Source organism: Pseudomonas sp. P105, from assembly GCF_032614175.1.
Taxonomy (GTDB): Bacteria; Pseudomonadota; Gammaproteobacteria; order Pseudomonadales; family Pseudomonadaceae; genus Aquipseudomonas; species Aquipseudomonas rhizophila.
In genome coordinates, this window is the sequence record NZ_CP126693.1 from 5,092,446 (window position 1) to 5,117,975 (window position 25,530).

24 protein-coding genes are annotated in these 25,530 nt (G+C 60.0%); 12 read left to right on the top strand and 12 right to left on the bottom strand.

Annotated features, from left to right (window positions below; translation table 11 throughout):
- Positions 1–3: 3 nt before the first annotated feature.
- From lepA to lptF, 3 genes are all read right to left on the bottom strand, one after another.
- Positions 4–1,803 carry a translation elongation factor 4 gene (gene lepA / locus QOM08_RS22840; RefSeq protein WP_047228880.1) on the bottom strand — a complete coding sequence of 600 codons (1,800 nt, stop codon included), beginning with the start codon at positions 1,801–1,803 and terminating at the stop codon, positions 4–6.
- A gap of 139 nt (positions 1,804–1,942) precedes the next feature.
- The gene (gene lptG, locus QOM08_RS22845; protein ID WP_047228879.1) at positions 1,943–3,004 is read right to left on the bottom strand and encodes an LPS export ABC transporter permease LptG; all 1,062 of its coding nucleotides are present in this window, start codon (positions 3,002–3,004) and stop codon (positions 1,943–1,945) included.
- Entirely contained in the window at positions 2,997–4,118 is a 1,122-nt protein-coding gene (lptF, locus tag QOM08_RS22850; protein ID WP_047228878.1) for an LPS export ABC transporter permease LptF, read from the bottom strand. The genes lptG and lptF overlap by 8 nt, the downstream gene beginning before the upstream one ends.
- A gap of 459 nt (positions 4,119–4,577) precedes the next feature.
- On the opposite strand from lptF, the gene QOM08_RS22855 reads away from it, so the two are divergent.
- The 5 genes from QOM08_RS22855 (at position 4,578) to rlmF (ending at position 11,285) form a co-directional block, all read left to right on the top strand.
- Complete coding sequence (locus QOM08_RS22855) at positions 4,578–6,068, top strand: leucyl aminopeptidase (RefSeq protein ID WP_047228877.1); 1,491 nt, start codon at positions 4,578–4,580, stop codon at positions 6,066–6,068.
- Between the two features lie 60 nt (positions 6,069–6,128).
- Positions 6,129–6,557: a DNA polymerase III subunit chi gene (locus tag QOM08_RS22860; protein ID WP_139049214.1), complete on the top strand. Its 429-nt coding sequence runs from the start codon at positions 6,129–6,131 to the stop codon at positions 6,555–6,557.
- 7 nt (positions 6,558–6,564) lie between these two features.
- A complete protein-coding gene (locus QOM08_RS22865) occupies positions 6,565–6,930 on the top strand; it encodes a hypothetical protein (RefSeq protein WP_047228875.1) in 366 nt (121 codons plus the stop codon).
- Positions 6,931–7,154: 224 nt separating this feature from the next.
- Positions 7,155–10,001, top strand: coding sequence for a valine--tRNA ligase (locus QOM08_RS22870; RefSeq protein WP_316912179.1), 2,847 nt, complete (start codon positions 7,155–7,157; stop codon positions 9,999–10,001).
- 264 nt (positions 10,002–10,265) lie between these two features.
- Entirely contained in the window at positions 10,266–11,285 is a 1,020-nt protein-coding gene (gene rlmF, locus QOM08_RS22875) for a 23S rRNA (adenine(1618)-N(6))-methyltransferase RlmF (RefSeq protein WP_316912180.1), read from the top strand.
- Positions 11,286–11,398: 113 nt separating this feature from the next.
- Here rlmF and QOM08_RS22880 read toward each other — a convergent pair whose 3' ends face one another.
- Positions 11,399–11,680, bottom strand: coding sequence for an HU family DNA-binding protein (locus QOM08_RS22880; protein ID WP_047228872.1), 282 nt, complete (start codon positions 11,678–11,680; stop codon positions 11,399–11,401).
- 395 nt (positions 11,681–12,075) lie between these two features.
- Between QOM08_RS22880 and yejK the strand changes: the two genes are divergently transcribed.
- The 3 genes from yejK to QOM08_RS22895 all read left to right on the top strand — a co-directional run bounded on the left by yejK (position 12,076) and on the right by QOM08_RS22895 (position 14,021).
- The gene (gene yejK, locus QOM08_RS22885) at positions 12,076–13,080 is read left to right on the top strand and encodes a nucleoid-associated protein YejK (RefSeq protein WP_139049210.1); all 1,005 of its coding nucleotides are present in this window, start codon (positions 12,076–12,078) and stop codon (positions 13,078–13,080) included.
- Positions 13,080–13,436: a glutaredoxin family protein gene (locus tag QOM08_RS22890; protein ID WP_316912181.1), complete on the top strand. Its 357-nt coding sequence runs from the start codon at positions 13,080–13,082 to the stop codon at positions 13,434–13,436. Before yejK ends, QOM08_RS22890 begins: the two co-directional genes overlap by 1 nt.
- A 309-nt stretch (positions 13,437–13,745) precedes the next feature.
- Positions 13,746–14,021, top strand: coding sequence for a hypothetical protein (locus QOM08_RS22895; protein WP_139049208.1), 276 nt, complete (start codon positions 13,746–13,748; stop codon positions 14,019–14,021).
- An 86-nt stretch (positions 14,022–14,107) separates the two neighbouring features.
- Here QOM08_RS22895 and QOM08_RS22900 read toward each other — a convergent pair whose 3' ends face one another.
- The 4 genes from QOM08_RS22900 to QOM08_RS22915 form a co-directional block, all read right to left on the bottom strand.
- A complete protein-coding gene (locus QOM08_RS22900; RefSeq protein ID WP_316912182.1) occupies positions 14,108–15,040 on the bottom strand; it encodes a glutathione S-transferase family protein in 933 nt (310 codons plus the stop codon).
- A gap of 79 nt (positions 15,041–15,119) precedes the next feature.
- Positions 15,120–15,443, bottom strand: a complete 324-nt coding sequence (locus QOM08_RS22905; protein WP_076383632.1) for a GIY-YIG nuclease family protein — start codon at positions 15,441–15,443, stop codon at positions 15,120–15,122.
- Positions 15,444–15,484: 41 nt separating this feature from the next.
- A complete protein-coding gene (locus QOM08_RS22910; RefSeq protein WP_047228866.1) occupies positions 15,485–15,955 on the bottom strand; it encodes a nuclear transport factor 2 family protein in 471 nt (156 codons plus the stop codon).
- Positions 15,956–16,040: 85 nt separating this feature from the next.
- Positions 16,041–17,369 (bottom strand): CynX/NimT family MFS transporter, encoded by a 1,329-nt coding sequence (locus QOM08_RS22915; RefSeq protein WP_107321922.1) that lies wholly within the window; start codon positions 17,367–17,369, stop codon positions 16,041–16,043.
- A 326-nt stretch (positions 17,370–17,695) separates the two neighbouring features.
- Here QOM08_RS22915 and QOM08_RS22920 point away from each other — a divergent pair, with 326 nt between their 5' ends.
- Together QOM08_RS22920 and QOM08_RS22925 are read left to right on the top strand one after the other, a co-directional pair.
- Positions 17,696–18,007, top strand: a complete 312-nt coding sequence (locus QOM08_RS22920; RefSeq protein WP_188250926.1) for a type II toxin-antitoxin system MqsR family toxin — start codon at positions 17,696–17,698, stop codon at positions 18,005–18,007.
- Positions 18,004–18,492, top strand: a complete 489-nt coding sequence (locus tag QOM08_RS22925; RefSeq protein WP_188250927.1) for a type II toxin-antitoxin system MqsA family antitoxin — start codon at positions 18,004–18,006, stop codon at positions 18,490–18,492. The genes QOM08_RS22920 and QOM08_RS22925 overlap by 4 nt, the downstream gene beginning before the upstream one ends.
- Before the next feature lie 58 nt (positions 18,493–18,550).
- Here QOM08_RS22925 and QOM08_RS22930 read toward each other — a convergent pair whose 3' ends face one another.
- From QOM08_RS22930 to QOM08_RS22945, 4 genes are all read right to left on the bottom strand, one after another.
- Entirely contained in the window at positions 18,551–19,315 is a 765-nt protein-coding gene (locus QOM08_RS22930; RefSeq protein WP_047228862.1) for an amino acid ABC transporter ATP-binding protein, read from the bottom strand.
- Positions 19,316–19,326: 11 nt separating this feature from the next.
- Positions 19,327–20,424 carry an amino acid ABC transporter permease gene (locus QOM08_RS22935; protein WP_139049204.1) on the bottom strand — a complete coding sequence of 366 codons (1,098 nt, stop codon included), beginning with the start codon at positions 20,422–20,424 and terminating at the stop codon, positions 19,327–19,329.
- Positions 20,425–20,436: 12 nt separating this feature from the next.
- Positions 20,437–21,618, bottom strand: coding sequence for an amino acid ABC transporter permease (locus QOM08_RS22940; RefSeq protein WP_139049203.1), 1,182 nt, complete (start codon positions 21,616–21,618; stop codon positions 20,437–20,439).
- Positions 21,619–21,683: 65 nt separating this feature from the next.
- Positions 21,684–22,715: an amino acid ABC transporter substrate-binding protein gene (locus QOM08_RS22945; protein ID WP_139049202.1), complete on the bottom strand. Its 1,032-nt coding sequence runs from the start codon at positions 22,713–22,715 to the stop codon at positions 21,684–21,686.
- 473 nt (positions 22,716–23,188) lie between these two features.
- Between QOM08_RS22945 and QOM08_RS22950 the strand changes: the two genes are divergently transcribed.
- Together QOM08_RS22950 and rhlB are read left to right on the top strand one after the other, a co-directional pair.
- Positions 23,189–23,845 (top strand): alpha/beta hydrolase, encoded by a 657-nt coding sequence (locus tag QOM08_RS22950; protein ID WP_047228858.1) that lies wholly within the window; start codon positions 23,189–23,191, stop codon positions 23,843–23,845.
- A 99-nt stretch (positions 23,846–23,944) separates the two neighbouring features.
- On the top strand, positions 23,945–25,408 hold the full coding sequence (rhlB, locus tag QOM08_RS22955) for an ATP-dependent RNA helicase RhlB (protein ID WP_047228857.1): 1,464 nt from the start codon (positions 23,945–23,947) through the stop codon (positions 25,406–25,408).
- Positions 25,409–25,530 lie beyond the last annotated feature (122 nt).

Consider the following 25,530-nt stretch of genomic DNA (forward strand, 5'->3'; position numbering starts at 1 on the left):
GACCTAACTATCCAACCTGAGCACCGCAAGGAAGGCTTCCTGTGGAATTTCCACGTTACCAACCTGCTTCATGCGTTTTTTACCGGCCTTCTGCTTTTCCAACAGCTTGCGCTTACGGCTGACGTCGCCGCCATAGCATTTGGCCAATACGTTCTTTCTGAGCGCCTTGACGGTTGTACGCGCCACAATCTGCCCACCAATGGCGGCCTGGATTGCCACATCGAACATCTGCCGCGGAATCAGTTCCTTCATCTTCTCGGTCAATGCACGACCTTTGTAGTGCGCGTTGTCACGGTGCACGATCAATGCCAGGGCATCGACTTTCTCACCGTTGATCAGCACATCCAGCTTCACCAGATTAGCCGATTGGTAACGATCGAAATGATAGTCCAGCGAAGCATAGCCGCGACTGGTGGATTTCAGGCGATCAAAGAAGTCCAGCACCACTTCGTTCATCGGCAGGTCGTAGGTCACCTGGACCTGGGTACCGAGGAACAGCATGTCGTGCTGCACGCCACGCTTTTCGATGCACAGGGTAATGACGTTGCCCAGATGCTCCTGCGGCACAAGGATGTTGGCCCGCACGATCGGCTCACGCATATCCTCGATGGCCGACAGGTCCGGCAACTTGGACGGGTTGTCGACGTAGATGGTTTCGCCGTTCTTGAGCAGCAGCTCGAAAATTACCGTCGGCGCCGTGGTGATCAGGTCCAGGTCGTACTCGCGCTCCAGGCGCTCCTGGATGATCTCCATGTGCAGCATGCCCAGGAATCCGCAACGGAAGCCAAAGCCCAGGGCGTCGGAGCTTTCCGGGGTGTATTGCAGGGACGAGTCGTTCAGGGTCAGCTTTTGCAGGGCTTCGCGGAAATCCTCGAAGTCGTCGGAGCTGACCGGGAACAGGCCGGCGTAGACCTGAGGCTGGATACGCTTGAAGCCGGGCAGCACATCGACGTCGGGGGTGGAGCTCAGGGTCAGGGTGTCACCGACCGGTGCACCGTGAATGTCCTTGATGCCGGCGATGATGAAACCCACTTCACCGGCCTTCAGATCAACGGTGGCGGTGTGTTTCGGGTTGAAGACACCGACGCTGTCCACCAGGTGGATCTTGCCGGTGGATTTGACCAGGATCTTGTCACCCTTCTTGACGCGGCCGTGGCGCACGCGAACCAGGGAGACGACGCCCAGGTAGTTGTCGAACCAGGAATCGATGATCAACGCTTGCAGCGGATCTTCGATATTGCCGGTCGGCGCAGGAATGGTGGTCACCAGGCGCTCGAGCACTTCGTCCACGCCCAGGCCGGTCTTGGCGCTGCAAGTGACCGCGTCGGTGGCATCGATGCCGATGATTTTCTCGATTTCTTCCTTCACGCGGTCCGGATCGGCCTGGGGCAGGTCGATCTTGTTCAGCACCGGCATGACTTCCAGGCCCTGCTCGATGGCCGTGTAGCAGTTGGCAACCGATTGCGCCTCGACGCCCTGGCCGGCATCGACCACCAGCAATGCACCTTCACAGGCCGCCAGCGACCGGCTGACTTCATAGGTGAAGTCGACGTGGCCCGGGGTATCAATGAAGTTCAGCTGATAGGTAATGCCGTCGCGGGCCTTGTAGTAGAGCGTAACGCTGTGGGCCTTGATGGTGATCCCGCGCTCACGCTCCAGATCCATGGAATCCAGGACCTGGGCTTCCATTTCACGCTCGGCCAGGCCGCCGCACATCTGGATGAAGCGATCAGCCAGCGTCGACTTACCATGGTCAATGTGGGCGATGATGGAGAAATTGCGGATATGACTCAAATCACTCACGGATCAACACTCAAAAAGGCTGCAGGCATGGCCCGCCGAAAAATAGCCGGGAATTGTACCTGATACACCGCGCAAGTGGGAGCAAGCTTTGCTCCCACACAGCCTTGCCCCCGCAGCCCCCTCGCCATCGGTGCGCTGATCAACCGGCCCGGCGCAACAGCCAGAGCCCGGCCAAGGCGCAGACGGCGGCCGGTACCAGCACCGCAAACAGCGGCGAGAAACCGAATACCAGGCTCGACGGCCCCAGCAAATCCTGGGCAATACGGAAGGTGAAACCCACCAGTACGCCGGTAAACACACGCTGACCGAGGGTCACCGAACGCAGCGGGCCGAAGATGAAGGAAATCGCCATCAGCACCAAGGCTGCGGTGACCAGCGGCTGCAACACCTTGACCCAAAAAGCCAGCCAGTAGCGACCGTTGTTCAAGCCCTGATCCGCCAGATAGTGGATATACCCCCACAAACCGGTAATCGACAGGGAGTCCGGCGCCATCACCACAGTGCTGAGCAACTGCGGGCTCAGCGCCACGTCCCAACGCTCTTGCGGCGCGGCGACCACTTCAGTGCGCTTGTCATGGAACAACGTGGTGGTGACATCATTGAGCTGCCAGTGATCTTCAACAAACTTGGCGCGCTTGGCGAAGCTCGACGACAGCATGTGCCGCTGGTCGTCGAAACGGTAGCGGGTCACGCCATACAGGACACCGTTGGGCTGGACCGAGTTGATGTGGATGAACTCGTCACCCTGGCGGTGCCACAGGCCGTGCTTGGCGCTTTGTGCGTCGCCACCACCCTGGGCCAGGGAACGGTTGGCCTGAGCGGTGTTTTCGGTGGCCGGGGCAACGTATTCGCCGACCAGCAAACCCACCAGCATCAGCACCAGCATCGGCTTCATCACGGCCCAGACGATCCGACCAACGGAAACACCGGCGGCGCGCATGATGGTCAGCTCGCTGTTACTTGCCAGGCTGCCCAGGCCGATCAGGCAACCGATCAGCGCCGCCATCGGCAACATGTCGTAGAGCCGCCGCGGGGCGGTCAGCAATACGTAGCTCAACACGTCCATCAAGGTATAGGTGTCGCTGACATCACCCATTTCATCGATGAAGGCGAACAGGGTCGCCAGGCCAAGAATGATCCCCAGCACCGCGAGAATCGCCATGAACACACTGCTGCCGATGTACCGATCGAGTTTAACCACGGGCCACCTCCAGCGCGCTGCGACGACTGGCCAGCTTCAGGCGCAGTGGTTCCCAGTAAAGCAACCCGAGGCCAATCGCCAGGAAGATCGAATGCACCCACCAAAGGCCCAACGCGGGCGGGATCTTGCCTTTCTCCAGCGCGCTACGGGCGGAAATCAGGATGGTCAGGTAAGCCATATACAGAAGAATCGCCGGTAGCAGCTTGAGGAAACGGCCCTGGCGCGGATTGACTCGCGCCAGCGGGACCGCCATGAGGGTCACGATGAATACCAGCAGCGGCAGCGAAAGGCGCCATTGCAATTCAGTGCGCGCCCGAATGTCGTTGTTGCCCAGCAAGCTGGAGGTGGGCATGGCATCGCGGTCGGTGACTTCGTCGCTGACCTCGGGCTTGGGCAGCAATACGCCATAGGTGTCGTACTTGATGGCCCGGTAATCGGCCTGCCCCGGCTTGCCGTCGTAGCGGTAGCCATTTTCCAGGATCAGGTAGCGGTTGCCGTCGGGGTTGATTTCCTGACGCCCCTTCTCAGCCACCAGCACCGAAATGCCGCGGTCTTTCTTGGTGTCGGAAGACACGTTCTTTTGCGTAATGAAGACGCCGCCCAGGTCGACCCGGTCTTCCGAGAGTTCTTCGGTATAGGTGACGCGAGTCCCGTCGCGCAGGGCCTGGAAGCGCCCGGGCACCAAGGTGTCGAACTCGGTCAGGGCGTCCTGCTGGTTGATCAGCATCTGGAACTGGTTGGCTCCCTGGGGCGCCAGGCTAAGACTCAGCCAGGCCACAACCAGCGCCACCAGAGTGGCCGGGAAGAGGGTCATGCGAAACAGGCGTTGCTGGCTCATGCCGGTGGCCGACAGCACGGTCATTTCGCTGTCCAGGTACAACCGGCCGTAGGCCAGCAGAATGCCCAGGAACAACCCCAGCGGCAGGATCAGTTGCAAAAAGCCCGGCAGGCGAAAGCCCATGATCAGGAACAGCGAGCCTGGATCCAGGGCACCGGAGGCCGCCTGGGCGAGGTATTTGATGAAGCGCCCGCTCATGATGATGACCAGCAGCACGGCGCTGACGGCGCTCAGGGTCAGCAGGACTTCGCGGGATAGATAACGGAAGACGATCACACCAGACACTCCAGGGCTGTCAGGCTAGGATTTGTACGAAAAGTGCCTGCGCGACGATCATGCTGCGTTGAAAACAGGCTTGGAATGCTCATTGACAACCAGTCAACTCCGCTTCCTCGCCTGTTTTCGCCTTGCCTGATCGCCGCTCGGCGACTTTTCATACAAACCCTAAGGCGGCCAAACAAGCAAACGTATCGAGCCGGCCCGCCACAGCGCGCCGCCGAAAAAAGAGCCGCATTATCCTGTGATTGGGGGCGCCTGTCACTTCGCACGCTTTAACCCGGTGCTTAAAGCCACAATTTAGCGCTGTCGGTGGGGTTGTCAGGCCCTGGCGCCGGGGTTCAAACTGCGGCCTTTGTCGCCGGCAAGCACCGGCGCTTCTCTTATATAGAAGAAGCTCGCTCAGCGCGCCATTGTGTCGGCGCCTGGCATCTTGACCATTCATTCAGGGATCCGGACATGGAACTGGTTGTAAAAAGCGTCAGCCCAGAAACGTTGAAAACCGCCACGCTGGTGGTTGCCGTCGGTGAAAACCGCCAGCTCGGCGTCGTCGCCACCCAACTCGACAGCCTGAGCGGCGGCGCCATCAGCGCTGTGCTCAAGCGCGGCGACCTGGCCGGCAAAGTCGGCCAGAGCCTGTTGCTGCACAACCTGCCCAACCTCAAGGCCGAGCGCGTGCTGCTGGTGGGCGTGGGCAAGGACGCCGAACTGGGCGACCGTCCGTTCCGTAAAATCATCGCCGGCGTGTTGGGCACCCTCAAGGGTCTGGGTGGCGCTGATGCCGTCCTGGCGCTGGACGAGTTGGTGGTCAAGGGTCGCGACAGCTACGGCAAAAACCGCCTGCTGGCTGAAACCCTGGTGGACGGCGAATACCAGTTCGACCAGTTCAAGAGCCAGAAAGCCGAACCCCGCGCCCTGAAAAAAATCACCCTGCTGACCATCAAGGCTGCCCAGGCTGAAGTTCAGCGTGCCGTGACCCACGCCACAGCGATCGCCAACGGCATGGCCTTCACCCGCGACCTGGGCAATCTGCCACCGAACATCTGCCACCCGACGTTCATGGGTGAACAGGCCAAGGCGTTGGGCAAGGAATTCAAGGGCCTGAAAGTCGAAGTCTTCGACGAAAAGAAAATCAAAGACCTGGGCATGGGCTCGTTCTATTCCGTCGGCCAGGGCAGCGCACAGCCGCCACGCCTGATCGTCATGCAATACAACGGTGGCAAGAAGTCCGAGAAGCCGTACGCACTGGTCGGCAAGGGCATCACCTTCGACACCGGCGGCATCAGCCTCAAGCCGGGCGCCGGCATGGATGAAATGAAGTACGACATGGGCGGCGCCGCGAGCGTGTTCGGCACCCTGCGCGCCGTGCTCGAACTGCAACTGCCGATCAACCTGGTGTGCATCCTGGCCTGCGCCGAGAACATGCCCAGCGGTAACGCCTCGCGTCCAGGCGACATCGTCACCACCATGAGCGGCCAGACCGTGGAAATCCTCAACACCGACGCCGAAGGCCGCCTGGTGCTGTGTGACGCCCTCACCTACTCCGAACGCTTCAAGCCGCAAGCGGTGATCGACATCGCCACCCTGACCGGCGCCTGCGTCGTCGCCCTCGGCGCCCACACCTCGGGCCTGCTGGGCAACAACGACGAGCTGATCGGCCAACTGCTCAGCGCCGGCCAGCAAGCCGACGACCGCGCCTGGCAATTGCCGCTGTTCGACGAATACCAGGAGCAGCTGGACAGCCCGTTCGCCGACATCGCCAACATCGGCGGCCCGAAAGCCGGGACGATCACCGCGGCGTGCTTCCTCTCGCGCTTCACCAAGAACCTGAACTGGGCGCACCTGGACATCGCCGGCACAGCCTGGACCAGCGGCGGCAAGGACAAGGGCGCCACCGGCCGGCCGGTTCCCCTGCTGACCCAATACCTGCTGGACCGCGCCAAGGCCTGACACCGATGACCGGCGTTGGCGTCGCCTTCGGGCGGCGCCAATGGCGGCTCAGGAACTGCAATGACCAAAGTCGATTTCTACATCCTGCCCAGCGCCGATCCGGCGGCGCGGCTGGATTTCGCCTGCAAGCTCACCGAAAAGGCCTGGCGCATGGGCCACCGCATCTACCTGCATTGCAGCGATGCCGCCCAGCGCGATGACCTCGATGCACGTCTGTGGGCCTTCAAGGGCGAGAGCTTCGTACCCCATGGCCCGGCCGAAAACGAACCCGAAGGATTGATCGTGCTCGGGCTGGGAGATGACTGCGGTCAGCACCAGGACTTGCTGGTCAACCTTGACCTGAAAGTGCCGCCTTTTGCCCAGCGCTTCGCCCGTGTGGCGGAAGTGGTGGTGGAAGACCCGGGCATCCGGCAAGCCGCGCGGGAGAGTTTCCGTTTCTACCGCGAACAGGGCTATCCTCTGCAAGACCACCGTTTACAGCGACTCTGAGCCCACGATGGACACTCCAAAACCGCCACAAAAGCCCACGCACCTGCTGGACGACCTCGAGTCGATCCGCCAACTGCTCGGCGACGACAACCTGCAACCACCGCTGTTGACCGATACGGTGGAGCACGAGCCCGAGCATGACGAGCAGATTCCACTGCTGTTCGAGCCGATCAACGGCCAGCCCGAACCCAAGCCGGCGCCCAAGGCCGAGGCCAAAGGCCCCGATGCGCTGTTGCACCTGGAAAGCGAACTGCGCGCCGCCGCACAATTGATCATGCAAGACGTCATCGACGACTTCGCTCCGCACATCGAGACCGAGATCAAGCGCCGGCTGGATGCGCGGATGGAGCGATTGCTGAGTCAGTACGAATAACGCCCTCTGCCTCATTGTGAACATCCTGTGGGAGCGAGCCTGCTCGCGATAACGGACTGTCAGTCCCCATTGATGTTGAATCTGCTGGCCTCATCGCGAGCAGGCTCGCTCCCACAGGGTTCAACCGTGTCCGGCTTCTCGCTTGCTGCGTGTGGCTTGCATCTCCCCCGCCCGCTATACTTCCCGGCTTTTCCTGAATAAATGCCAATAGGGTCCCGCCGCGCATGGATAAGACCTACCAGCCGCACGCCATTGAAACTTCCTGGTACAACACCTGGGAGTCCGAGAATTATTTCGCTCCGCAAGGCGCGGGCGATTCCTACACCATCATGATCCCGCCGCCGAACGTCACCGGCAGCCTGCACATGGGCCACGGTTTCAACAACGCGATCATGGATGCCCTGATCCGTTTCCGCCGTATGCAAGGCCGCAACACCCTTTGGCAGCCGGGCACCGACCACGCTGGCATCGCCACGCAGATGCTGGTGGAACGTCGCCTCGAAGCCCAGGGCCAGAACCGCCATGACCTGGGACGCGAGAAATTCCTCGAGAAAGTCTGGGAATGGAAAGACGAGTCCGGTGGCAACATCAGCCGCCAGATCCGTCGCCTGGGCTCGTCCGTGGACTGGAGCCGCGAACGTTTCACCATGGACGACGGTCTCTCGGAAGCGGTGAAAGAAGCCTTCGTGCGCCTGCATGAAGACGGGCTGATCTATCGCGGCAAGCGCCTGGTCAACTGGGACACCAAGTTGCATACGGCCATTTCCGACCTCGAAGTGGAGAACCACGACGAGAAAGGCTTCCTGTGGAACCTGAAGTACCCGCTGGCCGACGGCGCCAAGACCGCCGAAGGCAAGGATTACCTGATCGTCGCCACCACGCGCCCGGAAACCATGCTGGGTGACTCCGCCGTTGCGGTAAACCCGAACGATGAGCGCTACCAAGCCCTGATTGGCAAGTTCGTCGAGCTGCCCCTGGTTGGCCGGCGCATTCCGATCATCGGCGACGATTACTGCGACCCCGAATTCGGCACCGGTTGCGTGAAAATCACCCCGGCCCACGATTTCAACGACTACGAAGTCGGCAAGCGCCACAACCTGCCGCTGCTGAACATCTTCGACAAGAACGCCAACGTGTTGCCGGCGGCCCAGGTGTTCAACCTCGACGGCACGCTGAACGAAAGCGTCGACGGCCAGATCCCGGCCGAATACGCCGGCCTGGACCGCTTTGAAGCGCGCAAGCAGATCGTCGCGGCATTCGACGCAGCCGGCCTGCTGGTCAGCGTCGATGATCACGGCCTGAAAGTGCCGAAAGGCGACCGCTCCGGCACCATTATCGAGCCGTGGCTGACCGATCAGTGGTACGTGTCCACCAAACCGCTGGCCGAGCCTGCGATCGCTGCGGTAGAAGATGGCCGCATCCAGTTCGTGCCCAAGCAATACGAAAACATGTACTTCTCGTGGATGCGTGACATCCAAGACTGGTGCATCAGTCGCCAACTGTGGTGGGGCCACCGCATCCCGGCCTGGTACGACGAGTCAGGCAAAGTCTACGTCGGCCGCGATGAAGCCGAAGTCCGCGCCAAGCACAACCTCGGTCCGGACGTAGCTCTGCAACAGGACAACGACGTACTCGATACCTGGTTCAGCTCGGGCCTGTGGACCTTCTCCACCCTGGGCTGGCCGCAGCAGACCGAGTTCCTGAAGAAATTCCACTCCACCGACGTACTGGTCACCGGCTTCGACATCATTTTCTTCTGGGTCGCCCGGATGATCATGCTGACCATGCACCTGGTGAAAAACGAAGACGGCACGCCACAAGTCCCATTCAAGACCGTCTACGTGCACGGCCTGGTGCGCGATGGCCAGGGCCAGAAGATGTCCAAGTCCAAGGGCAACGTCCTGGACCCGCTGGACATCATCGACGGCATCGATCTGGAAACCCTGGTGCAGAAACGCACTTCGGGCCTGATGCAGCCAAAACTGGCGAAGAAGATCGAGAAGGCCACCCGCGAAGAATTCGCCGACGGCATCGCCAGCTACGGCACCGACGCCCTGCGCTTCACCTTCTGCTCGCTGGCGTCTACCGGTCGTGACATCAAGTTCGACATGGGCCGCGTTGAGGGTTATCGCAACTTCTGCAACAAGATCTGGAACGCCGCGCGCTACGTACTGGACAAAGGCGAAGACTGCGGCCAGAACGGCGAAGCCTTTGAGCTGACCCTGGCTGATCGCTGGATTATTTCCCAGCTGCAACGCACCGAAGCCGAAGTGACCCGCCAGCTCGATCAGTTCCGTTTCGACCTGGCGGCACAAGCGTTGTACGAGTTCATCTGGAACCAGTACTGCGACTGGTACCTGGAACTGTCCAAACCAGTGCTGTGGGACGAAAACGCCCCGGTCGAACGCCAGCGCGGCACCCGCCGCACCCTGGTGCGCGTGCTGGAAGTCGCCCTGCGCCTGGCGCATCCGTTCATGCCGTTCATCACTGAGGAAATCTGGCAGCGTGTCGCTCCGCTGGCGGGCGCCCAAGGCAAGACGATCATGCTGCAACCGTGGCCGGTGGCCAACGAAACCCGCATCGACCCGGCCGCCGAAGACGACATTGAATGGCTCAAGACCTTCATGTTGGGCCTGCGTAACATCCGCGCCGAAATGAACATCGGCCCGGGCAAACCGCTGAACCTGTTCCTGAACAATGCCAGCGCCGAAGACCTGCGCCGCCTCCACGAGAACGAAGCACTGCTCAAGAAACTGGCCAAGCTCGAATCGGTGACCGTCCTGACCGCTGGCGAAGAAGCACCGCTGTCCGCCACCGCCTTGGTTGGCGAGATGGAAGTGCTGGTGCCGATGGCCGGCCTGATCGACAAGGCTGCCGAACTGGCGCGCCTGGATAAGGAAATCCTGCGTTTGAAGGGCGAAGTCCAGCGCGTCGGCGGCAAGCTGTCCAACGCCGGTTTCGTTGACAAGGCACCGGCCGAAGTCATCGAGAAGGAACGCGCCAAACTGGCCGAGGCTGAACAGGCCTTGGGCAAGCTGGCCGAGCAACATGCGCGGATCTCCAGCCTGTAACGGGGATTTGCAATGAAGAAGGAGGTCCTGATGGACCTCCTTTTTTATGCCTGGTACTTTCTAGTGAACACGCTTACCCCCTGTGGAAGCGAGCCTGCTCGCGATGATGGCGGTACATTCAACATTGGTGCAAGCTGACCCACCGCTATCGCGAGCAGGCTCGCTCCCACAGTAGATCGCGCCGATCGTTGCAGTTGGGTTCGCAGGGGCAGGATGTGGGACAATGCCCGCCACTTTTTGAACCCTCCCCGAATCGACCCGCACATGACCGCCCCTCGCACGCCCAAGCCAGCACGTTCCAAGCCCAAACCCGCCACGGAGGCCAAAGTGCCGCGGGAGAAGGCCATCCTGCACCCACGCAATCGCCACCAGGGTCATTACGACTTCCCGGCATTGATCAAGTCCACGCCCGAATTGGCGAAGTTCGTGATCATCAACCCCTATGGCAAGGAAAGCATCGATTTCGCCAGCCCGGAAGCCGTACGGGTGTTCAACCGGGCGCTGCTCAAGTCCTTCTACGGCATCGCCCATTGGGACATTCCGGCCGACTACCTGTGCCCTCCGGTGCCAGGACGCGCGGACTACGTGCATTTCCTCGCTGATTTACTGGCCAGCCACAACGAAGGAACGATTCCAAGCGGGGCGGCGGTGAAGGTGCTGGACATCGGCACGGGGGCCAACTGCGTGTACCCGCTGATCGGCTACAGCGATTACCGCTGGCATTTCCTCGGTTCGGAAATCGATCCGACGGCCATTGCCTCGGCCAAAGCCATTGTCCAGTCCAACGGGCTGAACAAAGCCATCCAACTGCGCCAGCAAGCCAACCGCAAGCAGATCCTGTTGGGTTTGCTGGAAGAGGCCGAGCGGTTCGACCTGACAATGTGCAACCCACCCTTCCACGCCTCCCTGGAGGAAGCCACCAAGGGCAGCCAGCGCAAATGGCGTGCGCTGGGCAAGGCCGACCCGAAGCGCAAGCTGCCGGTGCTGAATTTTGGCGGTCAGGCGGCGGAGTTGTGGTGCGAGGGCGGAGAGGCCCGGTTTGTGACGCAACTGATCGGCGAGAGCGCACAGGTGGCCAGCCAGGTGCTGTGGTTCAGCACGCTGGTGTCAAAGGCGTCGAATCTACCGGCGATTCAAACCGCCTTGAAAAAGGCCGGGGCGCTGCACAGCCAGGTGGTGGAAATGTCCCAGGGGCAGAAGCAGAGCCGCTTTGTGGCCTGGACCTTCCAGACCGAGGCACAGCAGCAGGCGTGGCGCCAGTCGCGTTGGGTTCGCAAGGGCTGAGTGGGAGCAAGGCCTTGCTGCCACAAATGCCCTGACCACAGAGCACTTTTTCCAAGGCAATAAAAAACCGTGCCCGGATCACTCCGCAGCACGGTTTTCTTTTAAACGCGATCTTACTTGTTGATGCCGTCGGTCAGCGCTTTGGCTGGAACGAACTTAACAACTTTCTTGGCAGCGATTTCGATGGCTGCGCCAGTCGAAGGGTTGCGGCCGGTGCGGGCAGGACGCTCGGTGACTTTCAGCTTGCCGATGCCTGGCAAGGTGATTTCGCCGCCATTTTCCAGCTGATCGGCAACGATCTGACCCAGTTGGTCCAAAGCGTTACGCGCGGTGGTTTTAGGCGCGTCGATAGCTTCAGCGATGTCAGCGATCAGTTGGTCTTTAGTAAGAGCCATGTAGTGTTCCTTCCCTATCAAATTCATATGGATTGCAGAGTGCAGTGTCAGCCATCGAGCCCGATCTCAGAGGATCAGACACCCTCGGTAATCACCACGACGGATCGGGGTAATAGATGCCGAAAACCGGGTTTGGTTCGACCTGACAAATGCTGAATGCACGCTTAACGCAGTGACTTCGCGTAAGACCGGGCAAAACTAGCACAACGCCTGTGAAATATCCGCCTCTAGCTACCCATTTGGTCAGCTTTCTTGCGCGAAAACGGTAAAAAAATGCATATGGCATGTCGGACGGGTCTGAAAGGGGCTTTGCAGGGTTCCAAAACCAGTGATTGCGGTACACTGGGCCTTTTTGGGGGAGCGCGCCCTCCTCTCTTTCATCAGCCGAGAAATCCATGCCGATCCGTCATTGCATCGTCCACCTGATCGACAAAAAACCCGACGGCACGCCCGCCGTGCTCCATGCCCGTGACTCCGAGTTGAGCGAGTCCACGGCCATCGAGAACATGCTCGCCGACCTCAACGAGAGCTATAACGCCAAACAAGGCAAGGCCTGGGGCTTCTTCCATGCCGAGTCCGGGGCGCACCCGTTCAGCGGCTGGCTGAAGGAGTATCTCGACGGCGGCAAGGACTTCACCGCATTCAGTCGCGTAGCGGTGGAACACCTGCAAAAGCTGATGGAAGAGTCCAACCTCTCGGTGGGCGGCCACGTGCTGTTTGCCCATTATCAACAGGGCATGACCGATTACCTGGCGATCGCCCTGCTGCACCACAGCGAAGGCGTGGCGGTCACCGACGAGCTGGACGTGACCCCGTCCCGTCACCTTGATCTGGGCCAACTGCACCTGGCAGCGCGGATCAATGTGTCGGAATGGCAGAACAACAAACAGTCCAGGCAGTACATCTCGTTCATCAAGGGTAAGAACGGCAAGAAGGTCTCGGAATATTTCCGCGACTTCATCGGCTGCCAGGAAGGCGTCGACGGGCCCGGCGAAACCCGCACCCTGCTCAAGGCCTTCAGTGATTTCGTCGAAAGCGAAGACCTGCCAGAGGACGACGCCCGGGAGAAAACCAAGACCCTGGTGGATTACGCCAGCAGCCAGGCCAAGCTCGGCGAGCCGATGGGCCTGGAAGAGCTGTCCGAACTGATCGACGAAGATCGCCCGAAAGCCTTCTACGACCACATTCGCAACAAGGACTACGGGTTGTCGCCGGAGATTCCGGCGGATAAACGCACCCTCAACCAGTTCCGCCGCTTCACCGGCCGAGCCGAAGGCTTGTCCATCAGTTTTGAAGCCCACCTGCTGGGCTCCAAGATCGAATATGACGAAGAAGCCGGCACGCTGATCATCAAGGGCCTGCCCACGGCGCTGACCGATCAGCTCAAGCGCCGTAACTGATGCTCGCAAAGGTTCTGAAGAAGTTTCTGCTGATTTTGCTGGTGGTTGTGGCGTACCAGAACTGGGGCAAGATCGAGCGGGTATTCAACCCCTCGCAGATGCTGCCTGAACAGATCCGGGCCAATGCCCGGGTCGTGCTGTATGCCACCGACTGGTGCGGTTACTGCAAGGCGACCCGGCGGTTCCTGGATGAGAAAGGCGTGCCCTATCGCGAGTTCGATATCGAGAAAGACGCTCAGGCGCGCAAGGCCTATGAGGCGCTGGGCGGGCGCGGGATCCCGATTCTGGATGTAAATGGCACGCTGATTCGTGGTTTTGAGCCGCAGAACATCCTCGAGGCACTGTCCGCGAAATAGGTTTGTCCGCTAGCGATGATGCTGGATCGGATGGCCTCATCGCGAGCAGGCTCGCTCCCACAGGGATTCGCGGCGGACGCCAATCCTGTTACCACTGCAAACCCAGGGTGGGAGCGAGCTTGCTCGCGATGGCGGTGGTCCAGTCAGAGCGCCAGCCCTGGGTAGACGGTAAGCGCCCATTAGTCGGGACTGTCAACTCCTACAGTATCAATGCCTGAAATAGCGTTCATTTTTTATATGCCCCCTCAGCCGAAGCCGTCGCTGAGCCGAACCTCTTGCGAGAACGCCTGAACAGACGGAGCATATAAAATGAACGCGATACAGCATTACCCAGCCCGAAACCGCGTTATAAAAATCACCCACCGCGCCCTGGTGTTGTCTTTCATTGCGATCTACGCCGGTTCCGCCTCTGCCGCGCAATACACCTGCCAACTCTTCCTGCCACCGAACCAAACCGTCATACAGACCACCACCGTTTTCAACGGGAGCAGCACGAGCGATGCAATCCGCCGCGCCACAACGATCTTCGACCTGCAAGGCCTTATTCCTCCCAATGCGCCACACCTGGTTCAATGCGAGTTGTAATATCGGGTGATCGCTTCTGGAATAATCGCCCGGAATTGCCTGCTCCGGGCGACAGATCGACTTTAATCGAGCGCCTGACCTTCTTATCAGGTTGATAATTGAAAACCCAGCCGTGGAAAGTGCACATGCACCACCCCGCCAAGCGCGTCTTCGCGACGCAGGATCAGCTCTTCACGACCGGCAAACAACAACTCTCCGGCCACCGGGTCGACGCCATAATCGGTTGCGGCAATCGTCACCGGCTGCCCTTTCGTGAACCCGTTCGGTTCCTCGAATGACTCATCCGGCAGCGCTGCCGGCGCAGCGTTGCGAGCCACTTCCAAAGCCTCTTCGGAACTCATCGCGTTCGACGCGCCATGGCCAAAACCCAGCACTCGCGCCAACCATGCCGAGATCGCCGGGTAGGTGTCTACCAGCGGCGAAGTCACCGCAGTGCCTTTGAGAAACCACAGAGGGTGAGCCATGGCGAAGTCGGCAATCGATGGATCGCCCAACAGAAAGTCACCCTCCTCGCGCTGCAACTGTTGCTCAAGACGCGCCATGATCGTGGGCCATTGGTGCTTGGCCTGTTCGGCAGACAGATGCTTGGTCGTACCGCCACTGAACAGCCCGGCCCGATCGCTGATAAACGTCTTGATGACTTCAGGCGGCAACTTGGCGAAACGCACCGCCACCGACTCCGGCTGAAACACCAGGCTTACCGCATGTTGAAACACCACCGAATCGGCCCATGCGGCAAAAGACGCTGTAATCATCTCCCGGCCTTCGGGAAACAGCGCCGGCGAAGCTTTTTCCTGCTCTAACCGACGGGCGATCAGCGCCGTGTCGCAATAGATATCCGCGCCGATCTGCAATACCGGGGTCTTGCGGTAGCCGCCCGTCAGTGCCGTCAGGTCGGGCTTGGGCATCATTGGCGGGATATGCACCGAACGCCAGGACAGGCCCTTGAAACCCAGTAACAAGCGGGCTTTCTCGGCGAAGGGAGACGTCGGGTAATGATGAAGAATCAGCTCTGACATGAGGTTCGCCACTGCGGGGAGGAAGTCCCGCAGCTTAGCGTGCCAGGGCCCGACAGCCTACCCTTCTGATGAAGCCGTATCAGCGCGGTTGATGGAACATCGATGCGCTCGCCACCAGGCACTCCTTGGCGCTTTTCTTGAGTTTCTTGATCAATCGCTCCTGGCGCAGGGCTTCGCCCTTGTCGCGACAGGCTTCGGTGTACACCAACGCCACCGCCGGGCTGGAAAGGAAAAAACGCGCGCCCTTGCCGCTTTGATGCTTGGCGAAACGCCGAACCGGGTCATCACTGATGCCGCAGTACAGCGAACCGTTGGCGGCCCGCACCAGGTAGACAAACCAGGGTTTGCCCGGTTCGGCTGCAGCTTGCCCTGGCAGGTCGGAGGATGGGTTGGCGGTCGTCACAGGATGTTCAGCAGACGTGTAGAAAACAAGCCGCAATCTTATCAGCGACTGGCCTGAAACGCCCGTAGCCCCTTGAGGGCCTGGGCTCTGACGGCATTGCGCACCAGCGGCGTCCAACCCAGCAGCAGGCCCTTGGTGCCCAATGCCTGGCGGGACCAGCGCCACAGATCAAAACTGTCATGGTGCTCGCAAATCTTGCCGTCGCGAAACACGAACCGTGCCTGAATGTCATTGACCACCGTGTTGCCGGTCTGGCTGAACAGATAAGTCGCGACCCAGTGGGCGCCGCCGGTACGCTCATCGCTGCGCACGTTATCGAAGGTCAGGGAAAAATCCTTGGCCCGAGTGGTGAGCATGCGCCACATGTCGCCGGCATCGCGCCCGCGCAGTTCACCGAACGCCGGGTCGCTGAACACCACGTCGTCGGTGTAGCAGGCGCTCATGGCGTCGGCATCCAGACGCTGGAAGGCCTGGTAGAAGCGGGTGATCAAGGCGTTGTGGGCATCACTCATGGACAAGCTCCGAAAATCTTCAGTAGAGCTGCACGATAATCTGCTCTGGCGAGGAACACTATCGTCATTCGCCATGAAAATAACATCAGCGAAGATCACTGACTCTTTCGCTGCTGACCCCAACGTATAGCGCCCGGCCGGCCCCGATGCCCGCGATGATCGCGCCCAGGCCAATCACACCGAAGATCCAACCCAGAGCACTCCAGCCGCCGGTCCAGTCGTGGACCACCCCGACCGCGAACGGCCCCATGGACGCCAAGGTGTAGCCGAACCCCTGGGCCATGCTGGAAAGATTCGCGGCCACATGGGCGTCCCGCGAGCGCAGCACGATCAGCGTCAGCGCCAGGCTGAACGTTGCTCCCTGCCCAAGCCCCAGTAGGATCGCCCAACCCCACAAACCTTCAATGGGCGCATAGAGGCATCCAAACAGCCCGCCCAGAGTCATGACCATGACGATCACAATGGCCAGGCGTTGATCCTTGCCCCGAGTCGCCAGCCAGGGCGCCGCCAGGGAACTGATCAGTTGCACGATGACCGAGCCGGACAACACCAGCCCGGCCTGGGTCGGCGTCAGGCCACGGCCAATGAGGATCGACGGCAGCCAACCGAACACGATGTAGGCCAGGGACGACTGCAACCCCATGTACAACGTCACCTGCCAGGCCAACGGGTCACGCAGCAAACCGCGAACCCGATATGCCACCTGATGAGCACCGTGTTTCTGGCCCACTTGCGGCAGCCAGAACACGGCGGCCAGCAGCGCCGGCACCACCCAGAAACCCAGGCCCATCGCCCAGCTGTGATTCAGATGCTCGCTCAACGGCACGGTGGCCCCGGCCGCCATCGCCGCCCCCAGGCACAGCGCCATGGTGTAGACGCCGGTCATGGCGCCGGCGTGTTTGGCGAAGTCACGCTTGACGATGCCCGGCAACAGTACACCGATCACACCAATGCTCGCGCCGGCCAGGATGCTGCCAGCAAACAGGCCGATCTGGCCGAAAGAACTGCGCAAAATGATCCCACCGGCCAGGGCCAGCAAGATTCCCAACACCACCCGCTCAGCTCCAAAGCGCCGCGCCAGCACCGGCGCCAGCGGTGCGAACAGGCCCAGGCAAAGCACTGGCAGCGTCGTCAGCAAGCCGGCCTGGGCAGCCGACAAACCAAGGCTTTTTGAAACTTCACTAAGCAATGGGGCCATGCTTGACAGCGCCGGACGCAGGTTCAGCGCCACCAGGATCAACCCGAGCAGTAACAGCCAGGGTTTGCGCAGCAATGGAGGGGCCTGCTGGGTCTGCTCATCGTCGGTTTCGGCGTCGATCAGCAAATGCTCAAGCTCTGCGGCGCGTTTGGGCGTCGTCGGGGTCATGCGGTCAAGCGTATCGCGGGACATGGAAAGCTCTGGTTCAAGGTTCAAGGTTCATTGATCAACTGTCGACGGAGGGCCTTGGCCCATTGCCGAACCTGTTGTTCGACAGCGTCGAGGATTCGATGTGCAGATCGAACACCGGTTGAGGACGAGGATGAAGCTCTGGCGCCACTGCGCGCCGATGACGCTTGGGAAGTCACGATAGCGTTCGCTGAGCGCAGGGGTAGGCAGCATGGGTTGAATTTTCTGACAGATTAGTCAGCTTCTTGTAGGACGGCAACCGCCTAAGGTCAATGCGAGGGAAAAGGAGCGAAATTTTCGATTGGTCAAAATTACCCCTTAAGGGTAATTTTAAGGACAAGGCATACAGTTCTATGGAAAAGAGCACACCCCACTACGACCTGGCAGTCGTCAAGGCCGAAGTCCTCAGGCTGGGGAACAAGGCATTCACAATGAGCACTCAGCAAGGCGCTCGAAGAATGTCGTTAAGCACTGCCCGGATGCTGCAAATCATGGCCTCGCTGGAGTACAGGATGTTGCACAAATCGATGACGACCTATGCCGATCATCGAATCTGGCAGGACGTTTATCACACCACATTTCAGGATCGGGAGATTTACATCAAGGTGACCTACCGCCCTGGCGGTGGGCATCCGGTAGTCTCCTTCAAGGAGAAAGACCAATGAAAACGCAGCAATGTGTCAACTGCGGTACTCAAGACGCCATGCAACACTTTGAGGGCCGAAGCTTTACCATCGACTACAAGCAGGTAGCACGGCAGGTGCACGACATCGCCGGATGGGAGTGCCGGGGCTGTGGTGAAATCGAATTTGATCACGACACCGACAGCGCGCAACGTTATTCCCAGGCGAGCGATCAGTTGCTCGAAGATTGTGCCCAGGCGATGGCGGCGGAGATGAAACGCATCCGTCGCAAACTGCACCTCACGCAAAAAGACGCGGTGAAACTGCTGTCTGGCGGCGGACACAACGCCTTTTCCCGTTACGAGCGTGGCGAAGTCGCCCCACCGCAACCACTGTTCATGCTGATGCGCCTGCTCGATCGTCATCCCCACCTGATGGCGGAAGTACTCGCACTGAGCGAGGGCACCGATTTGAAGCAGTTGTTGACTACCCGCCATCCGGAACAGGCAACCGTTCTGACACCCTGAATCCCAGGCAAAAATAAACCCGGACAAGTCCGGGTCTATTTCAATGCCTAAGGCCGGATCAATGCAGAATCTGGCTCAGGAACAGCTTGGTGCGGTCGTTCTGCGGGTTATCGAAGAAGTCGTTCGGCGCGGCCTGTTCGACGATTTCGCCCTTGTCCATGAAGATCACACGGTTGGCCACGGTGCGGGCAAAGCCCATTTCGTGGGTCACGCAGAGCATGGTCATGCCGTCTTCGGCCAGGCCGATCATGGTGTCCAGAACCTCTTTCACCATTTCCGGGTCGAGCGCTGAAGTCGGTTCATCGAACAGCATGATTTTCGGTTTCATGCACAGGGCACGGGCGATGGCCACACGCTGCTGCTGGCCGCCGGAGAGCTGGCCCGGGTATTTGTGCGCCTGCTCTGGAATGCGTACGCGCTCCAGGTAATGCATGGCGATTTCCTCGGCCTTGCGCTTGGGCATCTTGCGCACCCACATCGGCGCCAGGGTGCAGTTCTGCAGGATGGTCAAGTGCGGGAACAGGTTGAAGTGCTGGAACACCATGCCGACTTCACGGCGGATCGCTTCGATCTGCTTGAGGTCGTTGGTCAGTTCCACGCCATCGACCACGATGCGACCCTGCTGGTGTTCTTCCAGGCGGTTGAGGCAACGGATGGTGGTGGACTTGCCGGAACCCGACGGGCCGCACAGCACGATACGCTCGCCCTGCTGGACGTTCAGGTTGATGTCTTTCAACACGTGGAACTGGCCGTACCACTTGTTCACGCCCTGCATCTGAATAATGCCTTCAGGGCTCACAGGCTGTTTGATCGCTTCACTCATAAACTACGCTCCTAACGCTTGTGGCCAGTGTCCAGCTTGCGTTCCAAATGCATGGAATAGCGGGACATACCAAAACAGAAAATCCAGAACACCAGGGCGGCGAACACATAGCCTTCGGTGGCCATGCCCAGCCATTTCGGGTCGGCGGCAGCTTGTTTCACGCTGTTGAGCAGGTCGAACAGGCCGATGATGATCACCAGGCTGGTGTCCTTGAACAACGCGATGAAGGTGTTGACGATACCCGGGATCACCATCTTCAGGGCTTGCGGCAGAATCACCAGGCCCATGCTGCGCCAGTAGCCCAGGCCCATCGCCGCGGCCGCTTCGTACTGACCTTTGGGAATGGCTTGCAAGCCGCCACGCACCACTTCAGCCACGTAGGCCGACTGGAACAGGATCACGCCGATCAGTGCCCGCAGCAGCTTGTCGAAGTTCATGCCTTCAGGCAGGAACAGCGGCAGCATCACCGAGGACATGAACAGCACCGTGATCAACGGCACGCCGCGCCAGAATTCGATGAAGGTCACGCAGACCACACGGATCGCCGGCATGTTCGAACGCCGCCCCAAAGCCAGCACGATGCCCAACGGCAAAGCCCCGGCGATACCGACGGTGGCGATCACCAGGGTCAGCATCAGGCCGCCCCATTGGCTGGTCGACACGGTGGCCAGACCGAACACACCACCGTGCAACAGGCACCAGGCGATGATCGGGTACAACACCAGGAAACTCAGGCCGTAGACCGCCTTGCGCGGGAAGCGCGAGATGAACAGCGGAGCCACACCAATGACCGCCAGCCACACGGTCAGGTCCACGCGCCAGCGCAGATCCGCCGGGTAGTAGCCGTACATGAACTGGCCAAAGCGCTGCTGGATGAACACCCAGCAGGCGCCCTCCTTGGTGCAGTCAGCCTGTGTGGTGCCGACCCAGTTGGCGTCGAGGATCGCCCAACTGATGATCGGTGGAACGACCAGGTAAATCAGGTAGAACGCAAACAACGTCAGCAAGGTGTTAAGCCAGCTGGAGAACATGTTCGCGCGCATCCACGCCACCACGCCGATGCTACTGCTCGGTGGGGGCATGTCAGGTTTGAAAGTATGGGATGTCATGCGCGTTTTTCCTCACCGCTCGATCAGCGCAATGCGCTTGTTGTACCAGTTCATCAGCAGGGAAATGCTGATACTGATCGCCAGGTACACGCTCATGGTGATCGCAATAACTTCGATCGCCTGCCCGGTCTGGTTCAGCACCGTACCGGCAAACAGCGAAACCATTTCCGGATAACCGATACCGGCCGCCAGCGAGGAGTTCTTCGCCAGGTTCAGGTATTGGCTGGTCAACGGCGGGATGATCACGCGCAGGGCTTGCGGGATGATCACCTTGCGCAGGGTCGGACCGTTACGCAGGCCCAGGGAATGGGCAGCTTCGGTCTGACCGTGGCTGACCGACTTGATGCCCGAACGCACGATCTCGGCAATGAATGCCGCGGTGTACACCGTCAGTGCCAACGTCAATGCCAGCAATTCGGGAATCAGTACCCAGCCACCGACGAAGTTGAAGCCCTGGAGTTCCGGCATTTCCCAGTGCACAGGGGCACCGAAGACCAGGGCGCACAGCGCCGGGATCACCAGGAACAACGCCAGGCCCACCCAGAATTTATGGAACGGCTCGCCCGTGGCTTCGAAACGCTTATTGGCCCAGCGGGTCATCAGCACGATGGCGATGATCGCCAGCACGACGCTGATCACGAATGGCCAGAACCCGTCCGCCACCAGCGCGGCCGGCATGTTCAGGCCCCGGCTGCTGACAAAGAAGGTGTCGCCGAAGTTATGGGCGGCGCGTGGGCCCGGCATGGTCAGGAATACGGCGAAGTACCAGAACAGGATCTGCAGCAGTGGCGGGATGTTACGGAAAACCTCCACGTACACCGTTGCTACTTTGGCGATAATCCAGTTTTTCGACAGTCGGGCCACGCCGACAATGAAACCGAGAATCGTCGCCAGGATCACGCCGATGAACGTCACCAGCAGTGTGTTGAGCAACCCGATGACGAAGACGCGGGCATAGCTGTCCGCTTCGGTGTAGTCGATCAGGGTTTGAGCGATGCCGAATCCGGCACTGCGCTCCAGAAAGCTGAAACCGGAGGTGATGCCCCGGTGCTCAAGGTTGGTTTGCGTGTTGTCGAACAGAAACCAGCCCAGTGAAACCACCGCCACAATGGTGACGATCTGAAATACCCAGGCACGCACGCGTGGATCGCTGAGGCTAAGCCTCTGCTTAGGTGCGCCGATTGAATTTTGCATGAAGTGCCCCGCAAAGAATGGAACAGAACATCACCCGGTGGTTGGCCCACCGGGTGATAGAACCATCAGCGCACTGGTGGTGCGTATTGAATGCCGCCGTTGGTCCACAGCGCGTTCAGGCCGCGATCGATTTCCAGCGGGGTGCCTTTGCCGAGGTTGCGCTCGAACACTTCACCGTAGTTACCGACTTGTTTGACGATCTGGACAACCCAGTCTTTGGGCAGCTTCAGGTCTTTACCGTATTCACCGTCAGCGCCGAGCATACGGGCGACGTCCGGGTTCTTGGTGGATTTGGCTTCAGCTTCAACGTTCTTCGAAGTGATGCCGGCTTCTTCAGCGTTGAGCATGGCGTAGCCAGTCCAGCGCACTATTTTCGCCCACTCTTCGTCGCCATTACGCACGACCGGGCCCAGTGGCTCCTTGGAAATGGTTTCCGGCAGAACCACGTAGTCCTTCGGCGCGGCCAGCTTGCTGCGCTGGGCAAACAGCTGGGACTTGTCGGAGGTCAGCACGTCGCAACGACCGGATTCCAGCGACTTGGCGCTTTCATCGGAGGTGTCGAAGGTGATTGGGGTGTATTTGAGGCCATTGCCACGGAAGTAGTCGGAAACGTTCAGCTCGGTGGTGGTACCGGCTTGGATGCAGATGGTTGCACCGTCCAGTTCCTTGGCGCTCTTGACGCCCAGCTTTTTGTTTACCAGGAAGCCGATGCCATCGTAGTAGGTGATGAAGCCTGGGAAAACCAAGCCCATACCCGCGTCACGGGAGCTGGTCATGGTGGTGTTGCGCGACAGGACGTCAATTTCACCGGACTGCAGCGCGGTGAAACGCTCCTTGGCGTTCAATTGACTGAATTTCACCTTGTTCGCGTCGCCGAATACGGCAGCGGCCACTGCGCGACAGAAATCAGCGTCGATACCGAGGATCTTGCCGGAGGCATCAGGCACCGAGAAACCCGGCAAGCCATCGCTCACGCCACATTGCACAAAGCCTTTCTTCTGTACGGCATCCAGGGTTGCACCCGCCTGAGCGAACCCGCTGACGCCGAGTACTGCAGCTGCAGTCACGACGGCCAGGGTGGATTTCAGTAACTTCATTCAAACCTCCAGTTTTGCTCTTGTTGTGTCGGAGCTCGAGCCCTGTCGCACCCTTATGGGGCATTGCCGACCCTTGTTGGCTTTTTTTAGGGTCAACCGACGTCTGGACCTTCGCTATGAGTCTAATAATGAGAATGCCCCTAAACAGGGCGCCTGCCTCATCTCTCACCAATCGGCCGAACGGGCTGTAGCCCTTCACGTTCGCGAAGCCCGTAGCGGCTATTGGCGAACATCCATCACCGGATTTCTGATATCCCATGCGGCGCGTCAAGCTGATAGTGTTACCGCGCAGCGTAAGAATCATCACTCAAGCTACCTCAAAGCAAACGCCGTACCACACCGCTGCGCTTGACCCTTATGAGACACGTCAAGACAAAAACTTTTAAGATTGCGACATCTAATTAACTGAGGCACCGGGCCCGCACTGTAATAACGCACTGAATGAGCGCGCCCGCACAGATTTGGAGCAGACCATGACCGACCCCTTGATTCTCGAGCCCAGCGGCACCGCCGACGCGTGCGTCATCTGGCTCCACGGCCTGGGCGCCGATCGTTACGACTTCCTGCCGGTGGCTGAAATGCTGCAGCAAAGCCTGCTCACGACACGTTTCGTTCTGCCTCAAGCGCCGACCCAGCCGGTGACCATCAACGGCGGCTACGCCATGCCGAGTTGGTACGATATCCGCGCCCTGAGCCCCGCGCGGGCCATCGACGAGCAACAGCTGGAAGTGTCGGCGCAGCGGGTCATCGACCTGATCGAAGCCCAGCGAGCCCTTGGAATAGACGCCTCGCGGATTTTCCTCGCAGGTTTTTCCCAAGGCGGCGCGGTGGTCTATCACACCGCGTTCGTGAAATGGCAGGGTCCATTGGGGGGCGTAGTCGCGCTGTCCACTTATGCACCGACTTTCAGCGAAGAACTGCAATTGTCGGCCAGCCAGCAGCGCATTCCGGTATTGGCGCTACACGGCCAGTACGACGAAGTGGTACTCAACCCCATGGGGCGGACCGCGAAAGAGTATTTGAAACAGCATGGTGTCACCGTGACATGGCAAGAATACCCAATGGGCCATGAAGTGTTACCCGAAGAGATTCGCGACATCGGCACCTGGCTGAGCGAGCGGTTGCGCTAAGCGGGCGTGAGGACATGTCAACCCCTTGACGATCACACTACGCCGCGCCCGTTTCTTGCATTACACTGGCCGGCGTACATTCCTTAACCAATCGATGAGATGACCGTGCTCAAAGCACTCAAGAAGATGTTCGGTAAAAGCGAGGCCGAGCAGCTCGTGCCTGGCCCCAGCGCACCTGCCCACAGCCCGAGTCGTGCCGAGGTGCAAAAAAAGCCGCGGCGGACAACGCCTGTTGCGAACACAGAAAAAGACGCGGCCACCGCGCCTGTCGCTCCCGCGCCGCAACAGCCACACAACGAAGCCCCCAAGCCACGCCGCGAGCGCGCCCCAAAACCGCCGGTCGTCGCCTGGAAGCTCGAGGATTTCGTCGTAGAACCCCAGGAAGGCAAGACCCGCTTCCATGATTTCAAACTCGCCCCTGAACTGATGCATGCCATCCAGGACCTGGGCTTCCCCTACTGCACGCCAATCCAGGCGCAGGTGCTGGGATTCACCCTCGCCGGTAAAGATGCCATCGGCCGCGCCCAGACCGGTACCGGCAAGACCGCCGCGTTCCTGATTTCCATCATTACCCAGTTGCTGCAGACCCCGCCGCCCAAAGAACGCTACATGGGCGAGCCACGGGCGCTGATCATCGCACCGACCCGCGAGCTGGTGGTGCAGATCGCCAAGGACGCCGCCGACCTGACCAAGTACACCGGACTGAACGTCATGACGTTCGTCGGCGGCATGGACTTCGACAAGCAGCTCAAGCACCTCGAAGCCCGTCACTGCGACATTCTGGTGGCAACACCGGGACGCCTGCTGGACTTCAACCAGCGCGGCGATGTGCACCTGGACATGGTCGAAGTGATGGTGCTGGACGAAGCCGACCGCATGCTCGACATGGGCTTCATCCCGCAAGTGCGCCAGATCATTCGCCAGACCCCACCGAAAAGCGAACGCCAGACCCTGCTGTTTTCCGCCACGTTCACCGAAGACGTGATGAACCTGGCCAAGCAATGGACCACCGACCCGTCCATCGTCGAGATCGAAGCGCTGAACGTCGCGAGCGAAAACGTCGAGCAGCACATCTACGCTGTGGCCGGCGCCGACAAGTACAAGCTGCTCTACAACCTGGTTAACGACAACGGTTGGGAGCGCGTGATGGTGTTCGCCAACCGCAAGGACGAAGTACGCCGTATCGAGGAGCGCCTGGTACGCGATGGCGTCAACGCAGCCCAGTTGTCGGGCGACGTGCCGCAACACAAGCGTATCAAGACGCTGGAAGGCTTTCGCGAAGGCAAGATCCGTGTGCTGGTGGCCACCGATGTGGCCGGGCGCGGGATTCATATCGACGGGATCAGCCACGTGATCAACTTCACCCTGCCGGAAGTGCCGGATGACTATGTGCACCGGATCGGGCGTACTGGGCGTGCAGGCGCCGCTGGCGTATCGATCAGCTTCGCCGGTGAGGATGACTCCTATCAGTTGCCGTCCATCGAAGCGTTGCTGGGGAAGAAGATCAATTGCGAAACCCCACCGACTCATCTGCTTCGGCCGGTTGAGCGCAAACGCCCTTAACCGTCGTCAGGAACCAGAAAGCGCAGCCGCAAACGCTGCGCTTTTTTTTCGTCCGGGATATTGCCCAACAGAACTATAAGTCCATAATGGACAAATTAGTTTACACAAAGCACCCCGGAGTT

Excerpts from the sequence above, each read along its gene's own strand:
- QOM08_RS22940 (WP_139049203.1), bottom strand. The coding sequence starts at position 21,618 with ATGCAAAATTCAATCGGCGCACCTAAGCAGAGGCTTAGCCTCAGCGAT.
- QOM08_RS22950 (WP_047228858.1), top strand. The coding sequence starts at position 23,189 with ATGACCGACCCCTTGATTCTCGAGCCCAGCGGCACCGCCGACGCGTGC.
- QOM08_RS22870 (WP_316912179.1), top strand. The coding sequence starts at position 7,155 with ATGGATAAGACCTACCAGCCGCACGCCATTGAAACTTCCTGGTACAAC.
- QOM08_RS22945 (WP_139049202.1), bottom strand. The coding sequence starts at position 22,715 with ATGAAGTTACTGAAATCCACCCTGGCCGTCGTGACTGCAGCTGCAGTA.
- QOM08_RS22930 (WP_047228862.1), bottom strand. The coding sequence starts at position 19,315 with ATGAGTGAAGCGATCAAACAGCCTGTGAGCCCTGAAGGCATTATTCAG.
- rlmF (WP_316912180.1), top strand. The coding sequence starts at position 10,266 with ATGACCGCCCCTCGCACGCCCAAGCCAGCACGTTCCAAGCCCAAACCC.
- QOM08_RS22920 (WP_188250926.1), top strand. The coding sequence starts at position 17,696 with ATGGAAAAGAGCACACCCCACTACGACCTGGCAGTCGTCAAGGCCGAA.
- QOM08_RS22935 (WP_139049204.1), bottom strand. The coding sequence starts at position 20,424 with ATGACATCCCATACTTTCAAACCTGACATGCCCCCACCGAGCAGTAGC.
- QOM08_RS22855 (WP_047228877.1), top strand. The coding sequence starts at position 4,578 with ATGGAACTGGTTGTAAAAAGCGTCAGCCCAGAAACGTTGAAAACCGCC.
- QOM08_RS22860 (WP_139049214.1), top strand. The coding sequence starts at position 6,129 with ATGACCAAAGTCGATTTCTACATCCTGCCCAGCGCCGATCCGGCGGCG.
- rhlB (WP_047228857.1), top strand. The coding sequence starts at position 23,945 with ATGACCGTGCTCAAAGCACTCAAGAAGATGTTCGGTAAAAGCGAGGCC.
- QOM08_RS22910 (WP_047228866.1), bottom strand. The coding sequence starts at position 15,955 with ATGAGTGATGCCCACAACGCCTTGATCACCCGCTTCTACCAGGCCTTC.
- QOM08_RS22925 (WP_188250927.1), top strand. The coding sequence starts at position 18,004 with ATGAAAACGCAGCAATGTGTCAACTGCGGTACTCAAGACGCCATGCAA.
- QOM08_RS22900 (WP_316912182.1), bottom strand. The coding sequence starts at position 15,040 with ATGTCAGAGCTGATTCTTCATCATTACCCGACGTCTCCCTTCGCCGAG.
- QOM08_RS22895 (WP_139049208.1), top strand. The coding sequence starts at position 13,746 with ATGAACGCGATACAGCATTACCCAGCCCGAAACCGCGTTATAAAAATC.
- QOM08_RS22890 (WP_316912181.1), top strand. The coding sequence starts at position 13,080 with ATGCTCGCAAAGGTTCTGAAGAAGTTTCTGCTGATTTTGCTGGTGGTT.
- QOM08_RS22880 (WP_047228872.1), bottom strand. The coding sequence starts at position 11,680 with ATGGCTCTTACTAAAGACCAACTGATCGCTGACATCGCTGAAGCTATC.
- yejK (WP_139049210.1), top strand. The coding sequence starts at position 12,076 with ATGCCGATCCGTCATTGCATCGTCCACCTGATCGACAAAAAACCCGAC.
- QOM08_RS22865 (WP_047228875.1), top strand. The coding sequence starts at position 6,565 with ATGGACACTCCAAAACCGCCACAAAAGCCCACGCACCTGCTGGACGAC.